Consider the following 23285-nt stretch of genomic DNA (forward strand, 5'->3'; position numbering starts at 1 on the left):
TTTTTTCAGACAATTGAGATTAATGTGGGAGGGGGCTTGCCCCCGATGACGGTGGGCCAGTCACCCAATGCAGCGACTGACACCCTGCTATCGGGGGCAAGCCCCCTCCCACATTTTTGATCTTCATTGCTTGGGGGAGTTGAGTTCGGCCAGGCGGTGTTTGAGGAAGCGTTTTTCCGGGATTTGCTGGGTCAGCGACAGGGCTTTTTCGTAGGCTGTCCGAGCCTCGTCCATGCGCCCCAACTGCCGGCAAAACTCGCCCCGCGCCGAATGCGCCAAGTGGTAATCCAGCAATTCCCCGCGCGCCAGAATGCCTTCCACCAACTGCAACCCCGCCAGCTGCCCCTCGCGCATGGCCACCGCCACGGCGCGGTTCAACTCGATCACCGGCGACGGCACGGCCCTGAGCAGCACATCGTAGAGCCCGATAATCTGCGGCCAATCCGTTTCCCCGGCGCTGGGTGCCTCGGCATGCACCGCTGCAATCGCCGCTTGCAGGCAATACGGGCCAAAACCCCGCTGGGTCAGTGCCTGTTCCACCAGCGCGCAACCTTCAGCCATCAAGCACGCATCCCACAACGAACGATCCTGTTCATCCAACAACACCAGTTCGCCGCTGGCCGAAGTGCGCGCCGCGCGGCGGGATTCATGCAACAGCATCAGTGCCAGCAAGCCCATGACTTCCGGCTCCGGCAGCAATTCCAGGAGCAGGCGGCCGAGGCGAATGGCTTCGTGGGTCAGTTCCTCGCGCGTGAGGTCCGCCCCCATGGACGCCGAATAGCCTTCGTTGAAGACCAGGTAAATCACGCGCAGCACGCTGTCGAGGCGCTCGGGCAGCTCGGCCAGTGACGGCACTTGATAAGGGATTTTGGCCTCGCGAATCTTGCCCTTGGCACGCACGATACGCTGGGCGATGGTCGCCGGGGAGGCCAGAAAGGCGCGGGCGATTTCTTCGGTGGTGAGGTCACAGATCTCACGCAAGGTCAGCGCCGCCTGGGCGTCGGCCGCCAGCGCTGGGTGGCAGCAGGTGAAGATCAGGCGCAGGCGGTCGTCTTCCACGTCCTCAACGCTCCAGTCAGCGGCTTCCAGTGCGTCAGCCTGCGCCTGCAATAACGGGGTAAAACGAGCCTGGCGGCGTAAGCGGTCGATGGCCTTGAAGCGCCCGGTCGACACCAGCCAGGCCCGTGGGTTGTCCGGCACACCCTCTTGCGGCCAACGCTCGACCGCGACGAAGAACGCCTCGTGCAAGGCTTCTTCGGCGAGGTCGAAATCCCCCAGCAGGCGGATCAGGGTGGCGAGGACGCGCCGCGACTCACTGCGGTAGATCGCCTCGATGGGAGGCGTCAATCGCGCATGCCCTGGGTCACCAGCGTCACCAGGCGGTCCAGGCTCTGGCCCCAGCCGTCGTGAAAACCCATGGCTTCGTGGGCCTGTTTGTCTTCAGCGCTCCAGTGCATGGCGCGAGCGGTGTAGAGGGTTTTGCCGTCTTGCTCCTCAAAGGTGACTTCGGCGCTCATGAACGGCTTGCCGGAGGGGATCCACCCCGGCATGAAGGCATCGGTAAACACCAGGCGATTGGGTGCATCGATTTCCAGGAACACCCCTTGGGTCGGGTACTCGCTGCCATCCGGCGCGCGCATCAGGGTGCGAAACAGGCCACCGACCCACAGGTTCATTTCGCACTCGGGGGTGGTCATGCCGTGGGGGCCCCACCATTGTTGCAGCAAGGCCGGCTCGGTCCAGGCGCGGAATACACGTCTGCGGGGCGCATCGATCAAGCGGCTGATGGACAGTTCAAATTCGGCGGGTTGCGTCTTCATGGGTAAACCTCCTGAGTTTTATGTTTGTTGTCGTCAGAGATTCAATTCACGCACGGGGCGTACTTCCACACTGCCGACCCGGGCGGCCGGGATACCGCCGGCCACCTGGATCGCTTCGTTCAAGTCCCGCGCCTCGATCAGGTAGAACCCGGCGAGCTGTTCCTTGGTTTCGGCAAACGGCCCGTCGGTGATCGACAGCTTGCCGTTGCGCATGCGCACCGTGGTGGCGGTGGTCACCGACTCCAGCGGCTCAGCGGCGAGCATCCGCCCGCTTTTTTGGATGGACTGCGCGTAGGCAAGGCACTCCGGGTCTGCGGGGCTGTCCGGCGAGGTGTGCAGCACCTGCTCGTTGCTGTAGATCAGGCAGAGGTATTTCATGTGCGTCTCCGTTTTCGGACTATTGACTATAGTTCGCGGCGCTCAAGGTTTCAGGTCGAACAGTGCCGTGCCGCTTGCCATGTCGAACGGTGCCGACCAATGCTCATGCACCACCTTCCAGTCGCCGTTAAAACGTTGATAACCGGCAGTCACACGCATCCAGCAGGCCTTCACTTCACCGTCCGGCCCGGCACCGCCGCAGTGGGCCAGCCAGTGGGCAAATGCGCTGTCCTGGGACTCGACGATACGCAGTTCGTGGAACTCGAAAATGCCCGGACCGGGGCAGTGCTCCATGCAGGCTTCCCAGTGCGCACGGTAGGCCGCCTTGCCCTTGAATTGCAGGGCGGTCACGGCGTCGAACGAGACGATATCGTCGGCGTAATAGCTGACAATCTTATCGATATTCCGCGAAAGCACGGCGTGCTTCCATTGTTCGATCAGGGTGTTGATTGCGGTACTCATGGCGATACTCCTTCGGGTTGGAAAATCACGGAAGACACCCTTAGTCGAACGGCCTTTGGGCAAATCGACAGCCCGTTGAAAAATAATTTCACCCCGCACAAAACCGCTAGACTGCGCCCTTCTATGCAACTGTTCGGACACGCCGATGCAAACCCGTCTTGTCGCCTACGAGACGCTGAATGCTGTGCAACAACAGCAAGTCGGCGCCATCGAAGTTCACCCTGAACAGTTGCCGTTTTCCGGCGACATGTATTGCGCCCTCAATTCGCTCCTTGCCAAGCCCAGCCCCGGCGTCAAAGGCTTTGCGCTGCTGGCCGACGACATTCCGGTGGCTTTCCTCCTGCTCAAACGCCCGCCGTGCCTGCCCCACTGGGCCGACGAACACAGCGCGACGCTGCATGCGTTGCAGGTGGATCGACATCAGCAAGGGCGTGGGTTCGGCAAGGCGTGTTTGCAGGCACTGCCGGCTGCAGCGATGCGGGCGTGGCCGCGGATCAAGGCGCTGGAGTTGTCGGTGGACACGCACAATGTGGCCGCGATGGGGTTGTATCTGGGCGCTGGATGGGTGGACAGCGGGGAGGCGTATAAGGGCCGGGTTGGGTATGAGCGGAGGTTGAGGTGGGTGTTGGATCGCTCAGCAACCCGACAGCCAAGTTCGCGCCATGCGTCTTAACCATGGCTCTGCCGAGGGGCTGCGCAGCAGCCCTATTCAGCGCTGCCGCATTCTTCCGGGTGAACCGCAGCGGTAGGTTTTGGGGCCGCTGCGCAGCCCAACGCGGGACAAGCCCGCTCGCCACAGAGGGACGTGTTCAGCCAGTGGTTACTTGGGTTCCACAGGCAACCAGATCTCCACCGTCCCCAGCCCCTTCTTCCCATCAAAATCCGCGCTGTAGCGCTCGAAATCCGCCCCCGCCACCTTGTAGCCCGAGTGCGGCAGCCACTCGAACATGATCCGCTCGTAGGTCTGCTCCAGTGCCTGCACCGGCCCGTAGTGCGGGAACACGGCGTAGTGGTGCGCGGGCAGTTCGACGGACTCGAAGTTGCTCGGCACATCGCCTTTGGACGGCACTTCCACCCCCGCCATGTAATCGAATTCACCGTGGCTGGGGTTATGGCAAACGCCGTAGCTCACACCGCCGACGCGCTTTTTGATGTGTCTTACGCTGTCGTCAAACACGCCCCACAGCTTGGGAATATCGCCCACAGTGGCCTTTGCATATCGCCCTTGCACCCCGGCGATCACCAGGGCCTTGCCGTCTTCCATGCGTGGCTCTAACGGTTGTTTTGTCTGCTGATCCATCTGAACAGTCTCCTTCTTATGAGGGAACAAACCCGTATCGAGTATAGGGGCATAACTGTGCCGTACTCCATGCAGAAAATTTTCCTACGCATCTGGACAACTGGCCATCACCGGCCGTATTGTCTGCCCCGCAGGCCACCGCAGTGGCCGACGTCGCTCGGACGGTTCCGGGCGCTTACGTACTCTCGAGGCAACAATGGCCGACCAAGGTTCGCCGCGCCGCTTTGCGCGCATAGATCGACTCCCCCCTTATGTTTTCAATATCACTGCCGAGCTGAAGATGGCTGCGCGTCGGCGCGGCGAAGACATCATCGACTTGAGCATGGGTAACCCCGACGGCGCCACGCCTCCCCATATCGTGGAGAAAATGGTCACCGTCGCCCAGCGTGAAGACACCCACGGCTACTCCACCTCCAAAGGCATTCCGCGTCTGCGCCGCGCGATTTCGCGCTGGTACAAAGACCGCTACGAAGTGGACATCGACCCCGAGACCGAAGCCATCGTGACCATCGGTTCCAAGGAAGGCCTGGCGCATTTGATGCTGGCTACCCTGGACCAGGGCGACACCGTGCTGGTACCCAACCCGAGCTACCCGATTCATATCTACGGTGCCGTGATTGCCGGCGCCCAGGTGCGTTCGGTACCGCTGATTCCTGGCGTGGACTTCTTCGCCGAGCTGGAACGGGCGATTCGCGGCTCGATCCCCAAGCCGAAGATGATGATCCTCGGCTTCCCGTCCAACCCGACCGCGCAGTGCGTGGAGCTGGACTTCTTCGAACGGGTGATCGCCCTGGCCAAGCAGTATGACGTGCTGGTGGTGCATGACCTGGCCTACGCCGACATCGTCTACGACGGCTGGAAAGCCCCGTCGATCATGCAGGTGCCGGGCGCCAAGGACATTGCGGTGGAGTTTTTCACCCTGTCCAAGAGCTACAACATGGCCGGCTGGCGCATCGGTTTCATGGTGGGCAACCCGGAACTGGTCAACGCCCTGGCGCGGATCAAGAGCTACCACGACTATGGCACGTTCACTCCGCTGCAAGTCGCCGCGATTGCTGCACTCGAAGGCGACCAGCAGTGCGTGAAGGACATCGCCGAGCAGTACCGCCAGCGCCGCAATGTGCTGGTCAAGGGCCTGCATGAGCTGGGCTGGATGGTGGAGAACCCCAAGGCGTCGATGTACGTCTGGGCGAAGATCCCCGAAGCGTATGCCGCCATGGGTTCGCTGGAATTTGCCAAGAAGCTGCTGCTGGAAGCGAAGGTCTGTGTGTCGCCGGGGATTGGGTTTGGCGAGTATGGGGATGATCATGTGCGCTTTGCGCTGATCGAGAACCAGGACCGGATTCGCCAGGCGGTGCGCGGGATTCGCGGGATGTTCCGGGCGGATGGGCTGGTCGCTAAAACCTGACCCGATCCACCTGAACAAATGTGGTCAAAATGTGGGAGGGGGCAAGCCCCCTCCCACATTTGCATTGGGTTTTCACCCTTGCTGCTGGTGTGTCGGTTACACCACCAACGACAGCAACATGATAAAGATCAACGCCACAATGGACAGGATGGTCTCCATCGCCGTCCAGGTCTTGAAGGTCTCGGCCACGGTCATGTTGAAGTACTGCTTCACCAGCCAGAACCCCGCATCGTTGACGTGAGACAGGATCAACGAACCCGCCCCCGTCGCCAACACCAGCAGCTCACGGTTAACTCCGGGAATCATCCCCACCACCGGCACTACGATGCCCGCGCCGGTAATGGTCGCCACGGTGGCCGAACCGGTCGCTACACGAATCACCGCTGCCACCAGCCACGCCAGCAGGATCGGGTTGATCTGTGCGTTCACCGCCATATGGCCGATCACGTCACCCACGCCGCTGGTCACCAGCATCTGCTTGAAGCCACCACCGGCACCGATGATCAGGATGATCGCGGCGGTCGGCGCAAGGCTGGCGTCGAGCAGTTTGAGGATCTGCTTGGAATGGATGCCCTGGCGACTGCCAAAGGTGTACAGCGACAGCAGCAACGCCAGCAGCAAGGCGGTGATCGGGTGACCGATCATATCCATCCAGTTGCGCACCACGTTGCCTTCGGCAAAGGCGATGTCGGCGAAGGTTTTGAGCAGCATCAGGAACACCGGCAACAGCACGGTGACCAGGGTGATACTGAAGCTCGGCAGGTTTTTGTTCTCAGGCTCGCGGGCCAGTTGGTCGACCAGTTCCTGGGACGGGTTGCCCGGGATGTACTTGGCGATAAACGTACCGAAGATCGGGCCAGCGATGATGGCCGTCGGCAGCGCGACGATCAGGCCGTAGAGGATGGTCTTGCCGATGTCGGCGCCAAACACACCGATGGCCAGCAGCGGGCCTGGGTGCGGCGGCACCAGGCCATGGACTGCCGACAGGCCGGCGAGCAACGGGATGCCGATCTTGATCAGCGACACGCCGGTACGGCGCGCGACGATAAACACCAGCGGGATCAGCAGCACAAAGCCGATCTCGAAGAACAGCGGAATGCCCACCAGGAACGCGGCGAACATCATGGCCCACTGGACCTTGTCCTTGCCGAAGGCGCGGATCAGGGTCTGGGCGATCTGATCGGCACCGCCGGATTCGGCCATCATCTTGCCGAGCATCGTGCCCAGCGCGAGGATGATGCCGACAAAGCCGAGCACCCCGCCGAAACCGTCCTGGAACGCCTTGATGATCTTGTCCACCGGCATGCCCGAGGTCAGGCCGAGAAAGCCTGCCGCGATGATCAGTGCGATGAACGGGTGAACCTTGAACTTGGTGATCAGAACGATCAACCCGATGATAGTGACTACTGCATCTAGCAGCAGGTACGACTCGTGGGACATGCCAAACATGGGGGGTCTCTCCTGTTTGTTGTTGTTATTAAAGCGGGTGTTGAATTTCCTGCCGGGGATAGCGCTATCTTTTCCGGCAAAAAATTAGTTGGATGGTTCAAAACCGTGTTTCAGCCACCAGGCGTTGGTCTGCTCGGCCAGTTCCTCGACGCTGTCTTCGCTGGCATTAAGGGCCAGGGTCAGCGACTCGCCCTTGGGCGATTCAAGGGTGGCGAACTGGCTGTCAATGAGGCTGGCCGGCATGAAATGGCCGGGGCGATGGGACACGCGGTCGGCGGCGACTTCGCGGGTCAGCTCCAGGAATACAAAGCCCAGGCCCGGCGCGGCTTCGCGCAGGTGGTCGCGGTATTTCTTTTTCAGCGCGGAGCAGGTGAGTACCGGATGTTCACCGGCTTTGAGCGAACGGCGCAGTTCATCGCACAGGATGTCGAGCCAGCCGGCGCGGTCGTCGTCGTTGAGGGGGTGGCCGGCGCTCATCTTTTCGATGTTCGCGGCGGGGTGGAAGCTGTCGCCTTCAATGGCGGTGGCACCGTTCAGGCGGCACAGGGCCTCGCTGACGCTGGTCTTGCCACAGCCGGCAACACCCATGATGACCAGGGCGGTAACAGGTTGACTCATCGAACACCTCAAGACGCAGATAGCGCTACCTTTGCACGCCGTAAGGCGAGTGCAAAAACAGGCTTTTCCCGCGCCGTCTTGTCATTTTTATGGAGTGACGCGTGCATCCGCTCCAATCATTTGAACCGGATCAGGCAACCCAAAGTTCAATAATTTGCAGCCTTTTGGAGACAGCGCTACCTTAGTGCCTCGATTTTTGTTTGGCAAGCCGCCTGATGACCTCTAAGAACGATAAAAATACCCGCACCACCGGTCGCCCTACCCTCAATGAAGTCGCCCGCCTGGCCGGCGTCAGCCCGATTACCGCCTCCCGCGCGCTGCGCGGCATCAGCACCGTCGCCATCGAACTGGTGGAAAAAGTCCAGCACGCCGCTGCCGAACTCAACTACGTGGTCAACCCCGCCGCCCGCGCGCTGGCCTCGGCCCAGAGCCATTCGGTGGTGGTATTGGTGCCGTCGTTGTCCAACCTGCTGTTTATCGAAACCCTCGAAGCCATTCATCAGGTGCTGCGGCCCAAGGGCTTTGAAGTGCTGATCGGCAACTCCCACTATTCACGCGACGAAGAAGAAAACCTGCTGCGCAACTACATGGCCTACCAGCCACGCGGGTTGCTGCTGACCGGCTTCGATCGCACCGAAAGCGCCCGACGGATGGTCGAGGCCAGCAATGTGCCGTGTGTGTACATGATGGACCTCGACCCCAATGCCGGCGTGAACTGCGTCGGTTTCTCGCAGTTGGCGGCGGGTGAAACGGCCGCCGCACATTTGATCTCCCGTGGGCGCAAGCGCCTGGCGTATATCGGCGCGCAACTGGACCAACGCACCTTGCTGCGTGGCGAAGGTTTCCGTCGGGCGTTGCAACAGGCCGGCCTGTACGATCCGGCGCTGGAACTGCTGACACCACGCCCCTCCTCGGTGGGCCTGGGCGGCGAGCTGTTCCTGCAACTGCTGGCCGCCCATCCGGATGTGGATGCGATCTTCTTCGGCAACGACGACCTGGCCCAGGGCGCGCTGCTGGAAGCCATGCGCCACGGTATCAACGTGCCGGAACGTGTCGCGGTACTGGGCTTCAATGACTTGCCGGCGTCGTCCTTCATGGTGCCGCGCCTGAGCAGCATCAGCACGCCCAGGGAAGCGATCGGGCGGCGGGCGGCGGAGCATTTGCTGACGATCATGGCGGGCAACAAGATCGCCAAGCCGGTGGTGGATATGGGGTTTGAGTTGCAGGTGCGGGAAAGCACGTAGTCCCTCCCACATTTTTAACCATGCCCGCTTGGCCCCTGTTAGATTGGCTGTTCTCCACCGCAAGGAAAGCACCATGGCACACTCACTGAAAATCTTGGGCCGCACGTCCTCCATCAACGTGCGCAAAGTGCTCTGGACCTGTCAGGAACTGGGCATCGACTACGTGCGCGAAGACTGGGGCATCGGCTTCAAGCCCACCCAGTCCGCCGAGTTCCTCGCCCTGAACCCCAACGCGCAGATACCGGTGCTGATCGACGACCACGGCGTCCTGTGGGAATCCAACACCATCTGCCGCTACCTCGTGAACCTCTATCAACGCAATGACCTGCTACCGGTCGAGCCCGCACCCCGGGCCCGGGTCGAGCAGTGGATCGACTGGCAAGCCGTCGAACTCAACCGCGCCTGGGGCGATGCGTTCACCGCCCTCGTACGCAATAACCCGGACGGCCTGGACGCGGCGCAGATTGCCGCCGCCGTGCAGCTCTGGAATGACAAGATGGGCATCCTCGAGCAACAACTGGCCAGGACCGGCGCCTTTGTTGCCGGCGATGAATTCACCCTCGCCGACATCCTCATCGGCCTCTCGGTGCACCGCTGGCAGATGACGCCGATGGAACGCCCGGCCTACCCCGCCATTGCCGCCTACTACCAGCGCCTAGGCCAGCACCAGGGCTTCCAGCTCTTCGCCCTCGACGGGCATAACTGATAAAAGCAGCAGCAAGCTTTGAGCCGCAAGTCGCAAGCCGCAAGAAAAAGGCAGCTTAACTTGAGGCTTGAAGCTCCTGACTTGTAGCTAACCGGAGGGTATATGAAAGGACTCAACGTACTGCTCACCGGCGCGTGCGGCAGAATCGGCAAGACGTTTTTCGACGCCTCGAAAGACCGCTACCGTTTCACCCTCACCGACCGCATCGCGCCGGATTTCGACCTGGACGAACACCGCTTCGTACACGCAGACCTCAGCGACAAAGCCAGCCTCGCCAGCCTGCTCGAAGGTATCGACGTGATCGTGCACCTGTCGGGCATCCCCCACGCCAGCGCCTCGTTCGACGAACTGCTGCCCAACAATATCCTCGCCACCACCTACCTGTTTGAGGCCTCCGTGGCTGCGGGTGTGCACCGCCTGGTGTTCGCCAGCAGCGCGCAAACCATCGAAGGCTATCCGGTAGACCGGCAGATCACCCCAGGCATGCCGGTGATGCCGGCCAACCTGTATGGCGTGAGCAAATGCTACGGCGAAGCACTGTGCGGCTACTACGCGGCAAAAACCCCGCTGTCGACGATAGCCCTGCGCATCGGCGCGTTTGAATTCGTTGAAACCCACGACCTGAACAACGCCCGCGACCTCAGCGCCTGGCTCAGCCCGCGCGATGCCGTGCAGTTGCTGCAACGCTCGGTGGAAGCCGTCGGCGTGAAGCACCTGATCGCCCACGGCATTTCCAATAACCGTTTCAAGCGCCTGGACCTGAGCGAAACCACGCGGGTGCTGGGTTACCATCCGCTGGACGATGCATTTCAGACCTTCAATATCCCCATCACTGACTGAGTTTTTCCCGCCATGCCTGCACTCCCCGCTACAGACGGCATCGACCCGATCCGCGCTGCCCATATCAGCGCGCGTATCGACCGCCTGCCCGCCGTCGCCACGGTCTGGCGCCTGGTGGCGCTGCTGTCGATCGGCGGTTTTTTCGAGCTGTATGACTTGTTCCAGACCGCCTACATCAGCCCCGGCCTGATCAGTGACGGGATTTTCCACACCGGCAGCGAGGGCGTGTTTGGCTTTTCGGACCAGGCGGCATTCGCCTCGGCGACCTTCCTCGGCCTGTTCCTCGGCGCCAGCCTCCTCAGCCCCATCGCCGACCGCTTCGGGCGCCGGGCGATCTTCACCTTTGCCTTGATCTGGTACACCGTCGCCACGGTGTTGATGGGCATTCAGACGTCGGCGCTGGGCATCATCGGCATGCGCTTCCTGGTGGGTATCGGCTTGGGCATTGAGTTGGTAACCATCGACGCCTATCTGTCTGAACTGGTGCCCAAGCGCATGCGCAGTTCGGCGTTTGCCTTTGCGTTTTTCATCCAGTTTCTGTCCGTACCGGCCGTGGCGTTGATGTCGTGGTGGCTGGTGCCTCAGGCGCCGTTCGGGGTCTCGGGCTGGCGTTGGGTGGTGCTGAGCAGTGCGGTGTTTGCGCTGTTTATCTGGCAACTGCGCAAGCGCCTGCCGGAATCACCGCGTTGGCTGGCGCAAAAGGGTCGCTTCGAAGAAGCCGGTACGATCATGGACAACCTTGAGGCGCGCTGCCGGAAAGACCACGGCAAACCGCTGGATGAACCCGAGCCCGAAGCGGTCAGCGTGCAAGGCAGCGGCCGGTTTGCCGACATCTGGCAACCTCCGTATCGCCGCCGCGCGTTGATGCTGATTGTGTTCCATGTGTTCCAGGCCATCGGCTTTTTTGGTTTCGGCAACTGGCTGCCGGCGTTGCTCTCGGGCCAGAGCGTCAGCGTGACCCACAGCTTGCTGTACGCCTTTATCATCACCCTCGCCTACCCGCTGGGGCCGCTGCTGTTCGTGAAAGTCGCCAACCGCTTTGAAAACAAATGGCAGATCGTCGGCTCCGCCATGGGTGCGGTGATCTTCGGCAGCCTGTTCGCGTTGCAGTCCACGGCGGTGGGGCTGGTGATCTGCGGGGTGATGATCACCTTCTGCAACGCCTGGCTGAGCTTCAGTTACCACTCCTACCAGAGCGAGCTGTTCCCGACCAATATCCGTGCGCGGGCGGTGGGGTTCTGCTATTCGTTCAGCCGCTTGTCTACCGTGTTCAGCAGCCTGTTGATCGGTTTTATCCTCGAACACCTGGGCACACCGGGCGTGTTGGCGTTTATTGCCAGCAGCATGCTGATCGTGATGATCACCATCAGTTGGTTCGGCCCGCGTACGCGCAACCTGGCCCTGGAAAATATCGCCCATTGACGGCAACGGTTGGCCGCCTGCGGGACAATATTTGCCGCGGCGGCCAGGCCAAAGCCAGTAAAAGCGGGGTTAATGGACCCGGCATGTTATTTGCTCAAGCTATGGCACCGAACATTTTCCCAGGTGACCGATCATGCTGGTTAACAACAACACCCAAGCCGTGTCGACCCTTCAAAAGATCACGCGTCCCGACATGGACCCTGCCAACGCCGCCGCCAGCACGCTATACAGCGGTGCCCTGCAAGCGGCGCAGCAAAGCGTGACCTTGCCGGCCGCGCAGAAGGATCTGGACAAGGCGAGCGACCGTATTGATGAAGCCTTCGCCAAAACCCGCGTGCAGTTGCAAGCCAGCACATCGAGCACCGACGCGTCGGCGACCAGTGCTACCTCGGGTGCGCGCTCGGAGTTCACCGACTACATGAGCAAGACCCCGGCCGAGCGCATTCGCGAGCAATTGCTCAAAGAACAGGGTTTGACCGAAGCCGATGTGCAGAACATGTCCCTGGAAAAGCAGGACGCCATTTCCAAGCAAGTGGCTGAGCGCTTGAAGCAGCAGCAAGAGCAGCAGGTAGCAGCGAAGACCACTGACCCGCAGGCGCAGACCGTGAAAGAAACCCTGGCTGCGATCTAAACCACACGATCGTTCCCAGGCTTTGTGAACTGACCCCCAAAGGTTGGACACAACCTTTGGGGGTGTCATGGGTAAGTACACAGAGCAAGTAAAACTGGCAGCAGTGCAGGACTACTGTTCCGGTAGCGCGGCCTGGTTCAGGTTGTGGGAAATTTCTTCGATGATCTCCACGGTTTGTTGCACCACCCCGCCCCCTTGCGCGCGCAGGCGTCATTTTGTACCGAGGTGGCGTGGGCCGAATCGGCGGCGGTGCACAGGGTGGTGACCTGGTCAGTGATGTCACTGGCGAATTTCACCACTTTGTACAGGCGCCCATTGGTATCGAAGATAGGGTTGTAGGAGGCTTCCAGAAACAGCGTCTGACCGTATTTGTTTTTGCGCTCAAAGCGGTGTGAGTGGAATTCGCCACGGCTGAGGGAAGCCCAGAACGCCTTGTAGGACGGCGATTCCACTTCGCCGCGATGGCAAAACATGCTGTGGTGCTGGCCGACGATTTCGCCCAGGGAGTACTGCACGGTCTTGAGGAAGTTTTCGTTGGCGTTAAGGATCTGGCCCTGAGGCGTGAACTCGATCACCGCCATGGAGCGGCCGATGGCGTCAATCAGGCTCTGGTTCTCGTACTCATGGTGCACCCGCGCGGAAATATCCGACGCCACCTTGATCACTCTGTGTACGTGGTTATCGCTGTCCAGTACCGGCATGTAGCTGGCTTCAAGCCACACTTCCTGGCCGTGCCTGTTCAACCGCATGAACGTGCCGCTCAGGGCCTCGCCCCGTGCCAGGTCGTGCCACAACTTCGCGTAGGCATCGGTGCGGGTGTAGGCCTCGTCGCAAAAAATGCGGTGATGTTTGCCGCGAATCTCCTCGGCGCTGTAGCCCATGGCTTTGCAGAAGTTGTCGTTGGCATCGAGTATCACGCCATCGGGGTCGAACTCGATCATCGCCATGGAGCGGCTGATGGCGGCGAGCTTGGCGTTGGATTCGGTGAGTGCACAGGAAAAACGCTGGATTTCAAGCAGGTCGGCTTTGTGATGAAGATTGAACATGCTCGGATCACCCTTAAGTTACCGGCGCCTGGCGGGGCGCATTCCATTCATAAAGTGGATACTGCAGGCAGAGCTCTGTGGGAACCACTGTCCAAAACGCCTTATTTCCCGAGCGTCATCAACGGTTCTGAGTGAGCATAGACAGGGCTTGACGCGATGCAAGGCCACTAGTCAGCCAGCATTTTCAGCAAGGCACTGGCGGCGGCCGAAGGGGGACGGGTGGGTGAACAGACCAAGGCAAACTCGCGGTGCAGCGGCACCGTCAACGGCATTACGCGCAGGCCATTACGTTGGACCGGCAGGGCCATTTCCGGCACCAGCGTGACGCCGACGCCCTCACGCACCAGGCTGAACGCGCTGTTCCATTCGCGCACTTCCACGCGGATATCGCTCAGGCTCAGCCCCGCCGCGGCTCCCAGGCTACGGGCATTGGCAGTGCAACCACCGGTGGCGAGGACGAAGGGTTGTGCGAGCAATTCCTCAAGCGACACCGTGGCATCGACCGAGCGTTGCGCCAACGTATGGTTCGCGGGCAGCACCGCCAACCACAAGTCCCGTCCCAACACCGTGGCGTTACACTCGGGCCTGGGGTTGAGCACCACGCCCAGGTCGATCAGGTCTGCATCAAGCAGGGTGAGTACTTCGTTGTCGGTGACATCCAGGGTGGTGACCTCGATGCCGGGGTACAACTGATGGAAACGTTGCAACAGCGGTGTCAGAAACGTTGCCAACACCCTGGGGAAACTGGCGATACGAAGACTTCCACGCAGCATCGGGCGTGCTTCATCCACAGTGCTGCGAATGGTCTGCAACGCACCCAGCATCACCCTTGCCTGCTCGATCACACTCAACCCCAGGGCAGTGGGCAAGGTCTTGCGCGGTTCACGGGTAAACAGTTGCGCGCCCAGGGTTGCCTCCATGCCGGCCATGGCCTGGCTGGCGGCGGATTGGGTCATGCCCACGCATTCGGCGGCAGCGGTAATGCTGCCCTGATCGGCCACAGCCACCAGCAGGCGCCAGTGCATCAGGTTCATCATGGCAGTCGCTGTCCTTATGGCAGGGGTCTGAAGGTTTAATTTTACGCACGGTGCCACGCCAGTGAGACTGGCGCAAATCCTACGGAGTTGCCCACGATGAAGCTGTATTTTTCGCCTAACGCCTGTTCCCTCGCGCCGCATATCGTGCTGCGCGAATTGGCGTTGCCGTTTGAGTTGGTACGAGTCCACAACCAGGCCAAAACCACCGCCGATGGCCAGGACTACCTGCAGATCAACCCCAAGGGCTACGTCGCAGCGCTGCAACTGGATAACGGCCAGGTGCTGACCGAAGCCAGCGCGATCCTGCAATACCTGGCCGACCTGAGACCCGCAGCAGGCCTGGCCCCGGCCAATGGCAGCTGGGCGCGCGTGCGCTTGCAGGAATGGCTGAATTTTATTGCCACGGAAATTCATGGAGGCCTGGCGGTGTTCTTCAACGGTGCGATCCAGGGCGACGTGCGGGCGATGTTCCTGGCCACGTTGTGCAAGCGTTTGGCAGTACTGGTGCAGCCGCTGCAGAGCCAGGATTACCTGTTGGGCGGGGAGTATTCGGTGGCGGATGCGTACTTGTTTGTGGTGCTGCGCTGGGCGGCGTTTCACCAGATTGATCTGCAGCAGTGGCCGGCGCTGGTGGCGTTTATGCAGCGGGTAGGCGAGCGCCCTGCGGCCATCGCCGCGTTGGCCGCCGAAAACCCATGAGCTGAAATGCAACGGAGTGCAGGAACCGCCGACGCCGTGAGTTGTTAGGCATCGGCAACTCAGAGCAGGTATTTCCTGCCCTGTGCCGTGACGCGGGAAAATCTTGCAGATCGTTTGGTTCTAAGCGTGTAACTCAGTGACCGAACAGGCCTGTCTCGGTTTTCTTGGCTTTCTTGTCGGCGCGTTTTTCATCGGCAGTCTTTGCCGGTTTCTTCTTCGCGGCTTTCTTTGAATCCATACCTTTGGCCATGATGCATGCTCCACTTACAGGGGATGTAACAGTGGGTATACCACCTATTGCCGCACAGAAGGCGCTTATAATCCCAGGCCCTTGATTATGTTGCCCAAAACACCATGCCCGAACTGCACATCGAACCGCTGGCAGAGCCGCTGTGGCCGTTGCTGAACAAGTTTTATCGCCGCCACGGTTCACCGATGAAGGCGCTCAAGGGCGGGCGCTTGTGGGTAGCGCGCGACAGCGAGATTGTCGCCGGGTTGTGCGTGACGCCTGTGGTCGGCGGGCAGTGGTTGACCGGCGTGTTTGTCGACCCGGCGTATCGCGGCCAGGGGTTGGCGGGGCGATTGATCGGTGCGGCGGCGGCCGATGTACAAGGCACGCTGTGGCTGCTGTGCCATCCAGACCTGGAGGGGTTGTATCAGCGCATGGGCTTTACGCAAGACACGGTGTTGCCTCAATCCCTCAGCGAACGACTGGTGCGCTACAAACGTAACAAGCCGATGATCGCGATGGGCTTAGATCGTTTAGTGCGGTCGTCCTCGGATAATGTGTGATCGCCCGGTGGGGGCCCCATGCTAGCCTCGGCGACACAGTGGCCCATTTTTCGGATGATCATGAAAGCGACCTTTGCAGCTCTGTCCCTTACCGCCCTCTTCGTTCCCACTTTCAGTCAGGCCGCTGACGCGCCGATCAGCGCCCAGCAATACGCCAGCGTGTTGGCTGGCAATTGGCGCGACCCGGCCAACAGCGCCCGAGACGGCTATCGCCACCCGCAGCAGACCTTGGCATTTTTTGGCTTGTCTCCCAGGCAGACCGTGATCGAGATCACCCCTGGTGGCGGTTGGTACAGCGAACTGCTCTCGCCGTTGCTCAAGGATCACGGGCATTACATCGCCGCCGTGCAAGCGCCGAGCAGCAGCGCCTATGCGCGCACGTCGGAAGAGAACCTGAAAAAGAAATTCGCCGCCGACCCGACGCGCTATGCCAAGGCAGACGTGGTCGAGTTCGATCCCAAGGCACCGGTGTTCGGCAAACCTGCGTCGGCGGATGCCGTGCTGACCTTCCGCAATGTGCATAACTGGGTGCTGGCCGATACGGCCAAGGCCACGTTCAGCGCGTTCTACAAGGTGTTGAAACCGGGTGGCGTGCTGGGTGTGGAAGATCACCGGGCCAAGGACGGGGCCGATCTGGAAGCGATCAAGGACAGCGGTTACCTGACCACCGCCCAGGTGGTGAAACTGGCGACCGATGCGGGGTTCAAGCTGGCTGGCCAGAGTGAGGTCAACGCCAACCCGAAGGACACCAAGGATTATCCCGCTGGCGTGTGGACGTTGCCGCCGACGCTGAAGTTGGGGGAGCAGGATAAGGCGAAGTATGTGGCGATTGGCGAGTCGGACCGGATGACGTTGCGGTTCGTCAAACCGGCCAAATAACCCGGCCTCAAATACAAATCAAATGTGGGAGGGGGCAGGCGCCCTCCCACATTTTCGACTTGTAGTGTGCCAGCAAGATTACTCGTCAGCAGCAGGGTCCATGTCGGGAAACATCACGTCAATGAACCCGAACTTGCTGAAGTCGGTAATCCGCGAAGGGTACAGCCGGCCGATCAGGTGATCGCATTCATGCTGCACCACCCGCGCGTGGAAGCCATCGGCGAAACGTACGATCGGCTCGCCCTTCGGATCAAAACCCTCGTAGCGAATCTGCTGGTAACGGTCCACCGCGCCACGCAGGCCGGGCACCGACAGGCAGCCTTCATAGCCTTCTTCCAACACCGGGCTGAGCGGCGTGATCAATGGGTTGATCAGGATGGTCTGCGCCACCGGCGGCGCATCCGGGTAGCGCTCGCTGGCTTCGAAACCAAAGATCACCAGTTGCAGGTCGACGCCAATCTGCGGCGCAGCCAGGCCGACGCCGCCCACGTGCTCCATGGTCTGGAACATGTCGTCGATCAATTGCCACAGCTCGGGGCTGTCGAACATTTCCGGCGGCACCGGCGGGGCGACACGCAGCAGGCGCTCATCGCCCATTTTCAGGATTTCACGGATCATCGATCAGGCTTCGTCGGTAGTGGGTTTGGAATGGTCGCGGCCGAGGCCGGAGACGTGTTGTTTTTCGTGCGCGGGCGCAGGCTCATCAAAATCCTTTGCGCCTGGTTCCTTGCCTTCGGCCGACATGTGCTCGATCACGGCATTCATCTCCGCTCCGAGCAACAGCACGGCGGCGGAAATGTAGAAGTACAGGAGCAGCACGATGATCGCACCGATGCTGCCATACATGGCGTTATAGTCCGCGAAGGTCTTGACGTAGTAGCCGAAGCCCAGGGAAGCCACGATCCACACCACCACCGCGAGCACGGAGCCTGGCGTGATGAAGCGGAATTTCTGCTCGACGTCGGGCATCACGTAATACATGAGGGCCACGGCAAACATCAGCAGGATCACGATCAGCGGCCATCGCACGATGGTCCACAGGGTGACCACGAACTCCTGCATGCCGATCTGGCCGGCCAGCCATTCCATCACTTGTGGGCCGAGCACCATCAGCGCGGCGGCGGCCAGCAGCATGCCGGCGATGCCGATGGTGTAGAAAATCGACAACGGAAAACGCTTCCAGATCGGCCGGCCTTCCACTACGTCGTACGCGGCGTTCATGGCGCTCATCATCAGGCGCACGCCAGCGGAGGCGGTCCACAGGGCAATCACGATACCCACCGAGAGCAAACCACCCTTGGATTGCTGCAGCTGGTCGATCACCGGGTTGACCTGCTCCAGGGCCTGGGGCGGCAACACCAGCTCCGACTGCAGGCGCAGCCAGGTGAAAAAGTCCGGCAGGTGCAGGAAACCGATCAGGGCGATAAGGAACAGCAGGAAGGGAAACAACGAGAACAGCATCTGGTAGGCCAGTGCCGAGGCGTAGGTGGACATCTCGTCATCGACGAATTCCTTGACGGTGCGCACCAGCACCTTGTGCAGCTTGAGACCATCGAGAACCGGAAAGATCATAGCGTCTCCTTTCGCCGCAAAGAGGGTGAGTTCGTGGGCGACTCAGGGGCCGTTTTCTACATCAAAGTAGCCCATTTGGCGACTTTGAAACAATTCCGCAACTTTAGTTGCAACACATGACATAAAAACGGCCATCCGTGGATGGCCGCAAGACTGCGCAATTGCCGTCAGCCGGGTCGGGACTATTTGGTCGCTTTCTTGACCGCGTCCTTGGTATCGCCCACCGCTTTTTGAACTTCGCCTTTCTTTTCCTGAATAACGCCTTCAGCACGCAGCTTGTCGTTGCCAGTCACTTTGCCGACGCCCTGCTTGATATTGCCGACGGCTTCATTCGCCAAGCCTTTTGCCTTATCCGATGTGCTACTCATGGTATGTCTCCTGGGAACAATCAAGGATTTCGGTCATTACCTAGAGATTGACCCGAGGCCGTTCGGCAGAGTTTCAATTATTTTTCAGCGAGCATTTCATCGCCAGCCGCAGGTTTGGCTTTATGTTTTGCAGCCAACCCCCGAGAATGCCCGGCACATTCAGGCTCTAACGCTGAATAACAGATCCCGTAGGAAGGTTATGAAACTCAATAAAGCACAGGCCATCGCCCGCAGAAACCAAGAACTGGGCGGTGCCGTACTCGGCGTCAACAACTGCCACTTCACCGACCTGGACCGCAAACGCAACATCTGGTGGTTTGACCTGCCAGTGGGTCGTATTGCCGTGGGCCAGTACGAGTGGATTCACCTGTTGATGCACAACGCCGAGACCGACCAACTGCTGCACCTGAAGGTGCCGACCGTGTTCCTGCGTGAAAAACTCGAAGGGCTGGTGGTGCGCAATGCGGGCAAGCGCAAACCGGAGATTACCCTGGAGCTGAGTGCGGATAAGGATTCGTTCTTGAAGGATGTGCGCCCGGCGGGTGCGGGTGTCAGCTTCGCGCAGTTCGCCCTGTAAGCACCGGATTTAAAGGTGGGAGGGGCAAGCCTCCTCCCACATTTGGATTGCGTTACTTTTTCAGGCCGAGTTTCTTCAGCTCTTCATCGCGCAATTCGCGGCGCAGGATCTTGCCCACGTTGGTGGTCGGCAACGCATCGCGGAACTCCACGGCCTTTGGCACTTTGTAGCCGGTGACATTGGCGCGCATATGCTCCATCACCTGCTCCTTGGTCAGGGTGGCGCCCGGCTTGACCACGATAAAGAGCTTGATGTGTTCCCCGGACTTTTCATCCGGCACACCGATGGCCGCGCATTGCAGCACGCCGGGCAAGCCTGCCAGCACGTCTTCAAGTTCGTTGGGGTAAACGTTGAAACCGGAGACCAGGATCATGTCCTTCTTGCGGTCGACGATGCGCATGTAACCATCCGGCTGGATGATCGCAATGTCGCCGGTCTTCAGCCAGCCTTCGCTGTCGAGCATCTCGGCGGTCGCGTCTTCGCGCTGCCAGTAGCCCTTCATCACCTGCGGGCCCTTGACGCACAGCTCACCCACTTCACCCAAGGCCAGCTCGACGCCGTCGTCGGTGATGACCTTGCACACGGTCGACGGCACCGGAATGCCGATGGTACCGATCTGGATATGCTGGATGGGGTTCACCGTGGCCACCGGGCTGGTTTCGGTCATGCCGTAGCCTTCGCAGATGCCGCAACCGGTCACGGCTTTCCAACGCTCGGCCGCCGCCAGTTGCAGGGCCATGCCGCCCGACAGGGTGACCTTCAGCGCGGAGAAGTCCAGCTTGCGGAACGCTTCGTTGTTGCACAGCGCCACGAACAGGGTGTTCAGGCCGACAAAGCCGCTGAACTTCCACTTCGACAGTTCCTTGACCATCGCCGGCAGGTCACGCGGGTTGCTGATCAGGATGTTGTGGTTGCCGATCAGCATCATCGCCATGCAGTGAAAGGTGAACGCATAGATGTGGTACAGCGGCAGCGGCGTGATCAGGATCTCGCAACCTTCATTGAGGTTGGAGCCCATCAGCGCCTTGCATTGCAGCATATTGGCGACGAGGTTGCGGTGGGTGAGCATCGCGCCCTTGGCCACGCCAGTCGTGCCACCGGTGTATTGCAACACGGCCACGTCGCTGCTGGCTGGGCTGACTTCGTTGACCGCTTGGCCATGGCCCTTGGCGAGTACGTCGTTGAACTTGATCGCCTTGGGCAAGTGATAGGCCGGGACCATTTTCTTCACGTACTTGATGACGCTGTTGATCAGCAGGCGCTTGAGCGGCGGCAACAGGTCGGCAACTTCGGTGACGATCACATGCTTGACGGCGGTCTTGGGCACGACCTTTTCCGCCAGATGAGCCATGTTGGCCAGGCAGACCAGTGCCTTGGCACCGGAGTCGTTGAATTGGTGTTCCATTTCCCGCGCGGTGTACAGCGGGTTGGTGTTGACCACGATCAGGCCGGCACGGATAGCGCCGAACACGGCGACCGGGTATTGCAGGACGTTGGGCAACTGCACGGCGATTCGATCGCCGGGCTTCAAGTCGGTATGCTGTTGCAGGTACGCGGCAAAGGCGCCGGACAATTCGTACAATTCACCGTAGGTGATTGTCTTGCCCAGGTTGCTGAAAGCCGGTTTGTTAGCGAAGCGCTGGCAGGACTGTTTCAGTACCGCCTGAATATTCGGATACTCGTCTGGATTGATTTCTGCAGCAATCCCGGCGGGGTACTTATCCTTCCAAAAGTCTTCGTTCATGGAAGCCCACTCCTCAGCGACGCGAATTCATCATCGCATTTGATGCGATTATTATTGGTGTATGTTTTTTTAGGTGAATCTGGCGCTTTCAAGCAGGCCTAGACGTCACAAAGCGCGCCGAGAGTAGCAGCTTTGCCAAGGGCCGACTAGAGCCAAAAGAGGGCCCTACAGTCATAAACGTGACTCAAGAATATCCAGCAGTCACTTTTAGAGCAAAAATTCTATAGACCTGTGGCAGGCTCTGGAATGCGGCTTCTAAAGCAATAAATAACAATGTGGGAGGGGGCTTGCCCCCGATAGCAGTGGTTCAGCCAACACATTTGGTGACTGATATACCGCCATCGGGGGCAAGCCCCCTCCCACACTTCAATCTCATTTCATATCAAGCGATGTCGCGCAACTCTCGTCGCAGGATCTTCCCTACCGGCGTCATCGGCAGCGAGTCACGCAACACAATGTGCTTGGGCACCTTGTACCCCGTGAAGTTGGTCTTGCAGTACGCCTTCAGTTCCTCAAGGCTCACCCCTTCAGCACGCGCCACCACAAACAGCTTCACCGCCTCCCCCGTGCGCTCGTCCGGCACGCCGATCACCGCGCAGTTGGCCACGGCCGGGTGGGCCATCACCACGTCCTCGATCTCATTGGGGTACACGTTGAAACCCGAGACGATGATCAAATCCTTCTTGCGATCGACGATGCTGACGAAGCCATCGGCATCGATCACCGCAATGTCACCGGTCTTGAGCCAGCCTTCAGCGTCCAGGGTCTCGGCGGTGGCGGCCGGTTGTTGCCAGTAGCCCTTCATCACCTGCGGGCCCTTGATGCACAGCTCGCCGCGTTCGCCCAAGGGCAGTTCGGCGCCCTCATCGTCAATCACTTTCATCGCGGTAGCCGGCACGGGGATACCCACCGTGCCCAGCCGCGATTTGTTGCCGTAGGGGTTGGTGCAGGCCACCGGTGAGGTTTCCGTCAGGCCATAACCCTCGCCGATCGTGCAGCCGGTGATTTGCTGCCAGCGTTCGGCCGTGGCCTTGATCAGTGCCGTACCACCGGAGTTGGTGAGTTTTAGGTGGGAGAAATCCAGGTTCTTGAACTCCGGGTGGTCCATCAACGCCACAAACAATGTGTTAAGCCCCAGCAGGCCGGTAAAGCGCCACTTTTTCAGCTCTTTGATAAACCCGCCGATGTCCCGCGGGTTGGTGATCAGCACGTTGTGATTACCCGAGACCATCATGCACATGCAGTTCGCGGTGAAGGCATAGATGTGGTACAGCGGCAGCGGCGCGATCATCACCTCCTGCCCTTCCTTGATCAACGGGTGGCCGTCGTCGCCCACCTGGGACATGCACGCGCGCGCCTGCTGCATGTTCGCGACCAGGTTGCCATGGGTGAGCATCGCCCCCTTGGCCAGGCCGGTGGTGCCGCCGGTGTATTGCAGCACGGCAATGTCATCCAGGGTCACCGGATGATGGGTCACCCCCAGGCCCGCGCCCATGCGCAGGGCACGCTTGAACGACACCGCTCGCGGCAGGTGGTAGGCCGGGACCATCTTCTTGACCTTGTCGACCACGGTGTTGACCAGCCAGCCTCTGGCGGCGGGCATGAAGTCGCCCATCCTGGCTTCGATCAGGTAGTCGATCTCGGTGTCGGTGCACACTTCCTGCACCCGCGAACCGAACAGGTTGAGGTAGACCAAGGCGCGCACGCCGGCGTCCTTGAACTGGTGGCGCATCTCGCGTGGGGTGTACAGCGGGTTGGTGTTGACCACGATCAGCCCGGCGCGCAATGCGCCGAATACGGCAATCGGGTAGTGCAGCACGTTGGGCATCTGTACGGCGATGCGCTCGCCGGGCTTGAGGTCGGTGTGCTGCTGCAGGTAGCCGGCGAACGCCGCACTCTGGCGCTCAAGCTCGGCGTAGGTCAGGGTGATGCCCATGTTGCTGAATGCCGGACGGTCGGCAAAGGCCTTGCACGAGCGCTCGAAGACTTCGATTACCGACTTGTAGGCCGAGAGGTCGATGTCGTTAGGAACACCCGCCGCGCGTTTGTCATTCCAGAAATCAGGTTGCATTATTCTTGTCCCCTTACCTGAAGGTGTCCGGCCGCTTTTATAGAAAGCGGAGCTTGGGGGACGTTAGCAGCTATGGCCAAACAGGCAAATACAGCAAATTGCGTCATTGATTGTATGAATCTTGTCCCTGATGCGTAGGCAGATACCCCGCCTCCTGACAGATGAGCTATACACTGCAACAACGTTGAGCAGACCTTGAGCAGACCTTGAGAAAGGGAACCG

At 60.3% G+C, this 23285-nt stretch carries 24 protein-coding genes and 1 pseudogene; 11 read left to right on the forward strand and 14 right to left on the reverse strand.

Features of this window, described 5'->3' with window-relative positions:
- Window positions 1-123: 123 nt before the first annotated feature.
- Genes FIV39_RS21045 through FIV39_RS21060 form a run of 4 tightly spaced genes read right to left on the reverse strand, consistent with a single transcriptional unit; the run spans window position 124 to window position 2660 of the window.
- A complete protein-coding gene (locus FIV39_RS21045) occupies window positions 124-1347 on the reverse strand; it encodes an RNA polymerase sigma factor (protein WP_090400491.1) in 1224 nt (407 codons plus the stop codon).
- Entirely contained in the window at window positions 1344-1820 is a 477-nt protein-coding gene (locus FIV39_RS21050; RefSeq protein WP_090400492.1) for an SRPBCC family protein, read from the reverse strand. Before FIV39_RS21050 ends, FIV39_RS21045 begins: the two co-directional genes overlap by 4 nt.
- A 33-nt stretch (window positions 1821-1853) precedes the next feature.
- A complete protein-coding gene (locus tag FIV39_RS21055; protein ID WP_065939122.1) occupies window positions 1854-2198 on the reverse strand; it encodes a YciI family protein in 345 nt (114 codons plus the stop codon).
- Between the two features lie 42 nt (window positions 2199-2240).
- Entirely contained in the window at window positions 2241-2660 is a 420-nt protein-coding gene (locus FIV39_RS21060) for a YybH family protein (protein ID WP_090400493.1), read from the reverse strand.
- 145 nt (window positions 2661-2805) lie between these two features.
- On the opposite strand from FIV39_RS21060, the gene FIV39_RS21065 reads away from it, so the two are divergent.
- Window positions 2806-3333 carry a GNAT family N-acetyltransferase gene (locus tag FIV39_RS21065; protein WP_090400494.1) on the forward strand — a complete coding sequence of 176 codons (528 nt, stop codon included), beginning with the start codon at window positions 2806-2808 and terminating at the stop codon, window positions 3331-3333.
- A 147-nt stretch (window positions 3334-3480) separates the two neighbouring features.
- Here FIV39_RS21065 and FIV39_RS21070 read toward each other — a convergent pair whose 3' ends face one another.
- Window positions 3481-3960 (reverse strand): GyrI-like domain-containing protein, encoded by a 480-nt coding sequence (locus tag FIV39_RS21070; protein WP_090400495.1) that lies wholly within the window; start codon window positions 3958-3960, stop codon window positions 3481-3483.
- Window positions 3961-4156: 196 nt separating this feature from the next.
- Here FIV39_RS21070 and alaC point away from each other — a divergent pair, with 196 nt between their 5' ends.
- A complete protein-coding gene (alaC, locus tag FIV39_RS21075; protein ID WP_090400496.1) occupies window positions 4157-5368 on the forward strand; it encodes an alanine transaminase in 1212 nt (403 codons plus the stop codon).
- Between the two features lie 96 nt (window positions 5369-5464).
- On the opposite strand, the gene FIV39_RS21080 is transcribed toward alaC, so the two are convergent.
- On the reverse strand, window positions 5465-6817 hold the full coding sequence (locus FIV39_RS21080; RefSeq protein WP_090400497.1) for a GntP family permease: 1353 nt from the start codon (window positions 6815-6817) through the stop codon (window positions 5465-5467).
- An 84-nt stretch (window positions 6818-6901) separates the two neighbouring features.
- Window positions 6902-7435, reverse strand: a complete 534-nt coding sequence (locus FIV39_RS21085; RefSeq protein ID WP_090400498.1) for a gluconokinase — start codon at window positions 7433-7435, stop codon at window positions 6902-6904.
- Window positions 7436-7647: 212 nt separating this feature from the next.
- Between FIV39_RS21085 and FIV39_RS21090 the strand changes: the two genes are divergently transcribed.
- The 5 genes from FIV39_RS21090 (at window position 7648) to FIV39_RS21110 (ending at window position 12278) form a co-directional block, all read left to right on the forward strand.
- Window positions 7648-8679: an HTH-type transcriptional regulator GntR gene (locus FIV39_RS21090; RefSeq protein ID WP_167361141.1), complete on the forward strand. Its 1032-nt coding sequence runs from the start codon at window positions 7648-7650 to the stop codon at window positions 8677-8679.
- A gap of 73 nt (window positions 8680-8752) precedes the next feature.
- A complete protein-coding gene (locus tag FIV39_RS21095) occupies window positions 8753-9385 on the forward strand; it encodes a glutathione S-transferase family protein (RefSeq protein ID WP_090400500.1) in 633 nt (210 codons plus the stop codon).
- 102 nt (window positions 9386-9487) lie between these two features.
- Complete coding sequence (locus tag FIV39_RS21100) at window positions 9488-10225, forward strand: NAD-dependent epimerase/dehydratase family protein (protein WP_090400501.1); 738 nt, start codon at window positions 9488-9490, stop codon at window positions 10223-10225.
- 12 nt (window positions 10226-10237) lie between these two features.
- The gene (locus tag FIV39_RS21105) at window positions 10238-11647 is read left to right on the forward strand and encodes an MFS transporter (protein WP_090400502.1); all 1410 of its coding nucleotides are present in this window, start codon (window positions 10238-10240) and stop codon (window positions 11645-11647) included.
- Between the two features lie 133 nt (window positions 11648-11780).
- Window positions 11781-12278 carry a hypothetical protein gene (locus FIV39_RS21110; RefSeq protein WP_090400503.1) on the forward strand — a complete coding sequence of 166 codons (498 nt, stop codon included), beginning with the start codon at window positions 11781-11783 and terminating at the stop codon, window positions 12276-12278.
- Between the two features lie 123 nt (window positions 12279-12401).
- On the opposite strand, the pseudogene FIV39_RS21115 reads toward FIV39_RS21110, so the two are convergent.
- Together FIV39_RS21115 and FIV39_RS21120 are read right to left on the reverse strand one after the other, a co-directional pair.
- Window positions 12402-13324: pseudogene (locus tag FIV39_RS21115) on the reverse strand (PAS domain-containing protein); the annotation flags it as partial.
- Window positions 13325-13491: 167 nt separating this feature from the next.
- Window positions 13492-14361: a LysR family transcriptional regulator gene (locus FIV39_RS21120; RefSeq protein WP_090400504.1), complete on the reverse strand. Its 870-nt coding sequence runs from the start codon at window positions 14359-14361 to the stop codon at window positions 13492-13494.
- Window positions 14362-14457: 96 nt separating this feature from the next.
- Here FIV39_RS21120 and gstA point away from each other — a divergent pair, with 96 nt between their 5' ends.
- The 3 genes from gstA (at window position 14458) to FIV39_RS21135 (ending at window position 16731) form a co-directional block, all read left to right on the forward strand.
- Window positions 14458-15060: a glutathione transferase GstA gene (gstA, locus tag FIV39_RS21125; RefSeq protein WP_090400505.1), complete on the forward strand. Its 603-nt coding sequence runs from the start codon at window positions 14458-14460 to the stop codon at window positions 15058-15060.
- A 354-nt stretch (window positions 15061-15414) separates the two neighbouring features.
- Entirely contained in the window at window positions 15415-15852 is a 438-nt protein-coding gene (locus FIV39_RS21130; RefSeq protein WP_090400506.1) for a GNAT family N-acetyltransferase, read from the forward strand.
- Window positions 15853-15912: 60 nt separating this feature from the next.
- Window positions 15913-16731 (forward strand): class I SAM-dependent methyltransferase, encoded by an 819-nt coding sequence (locus FIV39_RS21135; protein ID WP_090409781.1) that lies wholly within the window; start codon window positions 15913-15915, stop codon window positions 16729-16731.
- A gap of 78 nt (window positions 16732-16809) precedes the next feature.
- Here the strand turns inward: FIV39_RS21135 and def are convergent, their stop codons facing one another.
- From def to FIV39_RS21150, 3 genes are all read right to left on the reverse strand, one after another.
- Window positions 16810-17349 carry a peptide deformylase gene (def, locus tag FIV39_RS21140; RefSeq protein WP_090400507.1) on the reverse strand — a complete coding sequence of 180 codons (540 nt, stop codon included), beginning with the start codon at window positions 17347-17349 and terminating at the stop codon, window positions 16810-16812.
- A gap of 3 nt (window positions 17350-17352) precedes the next feature.
- Complete coding sequence (locus FIV39_RS21145) at window positions 17353-18303, reverse strand: YihY/virulence factor BrkB family protein (RefSeq protein ID WP_090400508.1); 951 nt, start codon at window positions 18301-18303, stop codon at window positions 17353-17355.
- A 182-nt stretch (window positions 18304-18485) separates the two neighbouring features.
- Complete coding sequence (locus tag FIV39_RS21150; protein ID WP_034115689.1) at window positions 18486-18671, reverse strand: CsbD family protein; 186 nt, start codon at window positions 18669-18671, stop codon at window positions 18486-18488.
- A 199-nt stretch (window positions 18672-18870) separates the two neighbouring features.
- Here FIV39_RS21150 and FIV39_RS21155 point away from each other — a divergent pair, with 199 nt between their 5' ends.
- Window positions 18871-19248, forward strand: coding sequence for a hypothetical protein (locus tag FIV39_RS21155; protein WP_053139955.1), 378 nt, complete (start codon window positions 18871-18873; stop codon window positions 19246-19248).
- A gap of 52 nt (window positions 19249-19300) precedes the next feature.
- Here FIV39_RS21155 and fadD1 read toward each other — a convergent pair whose 3' ends face one another.
- Both fadD1 and fadD2 read right to left on the reverse strand, forming a co-directional pair.
- Window positions 19301-20992, reverse strand: a complete 1692-nt coding sequence (gene fadD1, locus FIV39_RS21160; RefSeq protein WP_090400509.1) for a long-chain-fatty-acid--CoA ligase FadD1 — start codon at window positions 20990-20992, stop codon at window positions 19301-19303.
- 382 nt (window positions 20993-21374) lie between these two features.
- Window positions 21375-23063: a long-chain-fatty-acid--CoA ligase FadD2 gene (gene fadD2 / locus FIV39_RS21165; RefSeq protein WP_090400510.1), complete on the reverse strand. Its 1689-nt coding sequence runs from the start codon at window positions 23061-23063 to the stop codon at window positions 21375-21377.
- Window positions 23064-23285: the final 222 nt, after the last annotated feature.

It is taken from the genome of Pseudomonas grimontii, from assembly GCF_007858185.1.
Lineage (GTDB): Bacteria > Pseudomonadota > Gammaproteobacteria > Pseudomonadales > Pseudomonadaceae > Aquipseudomonas > Aquipseudomonas grimontii.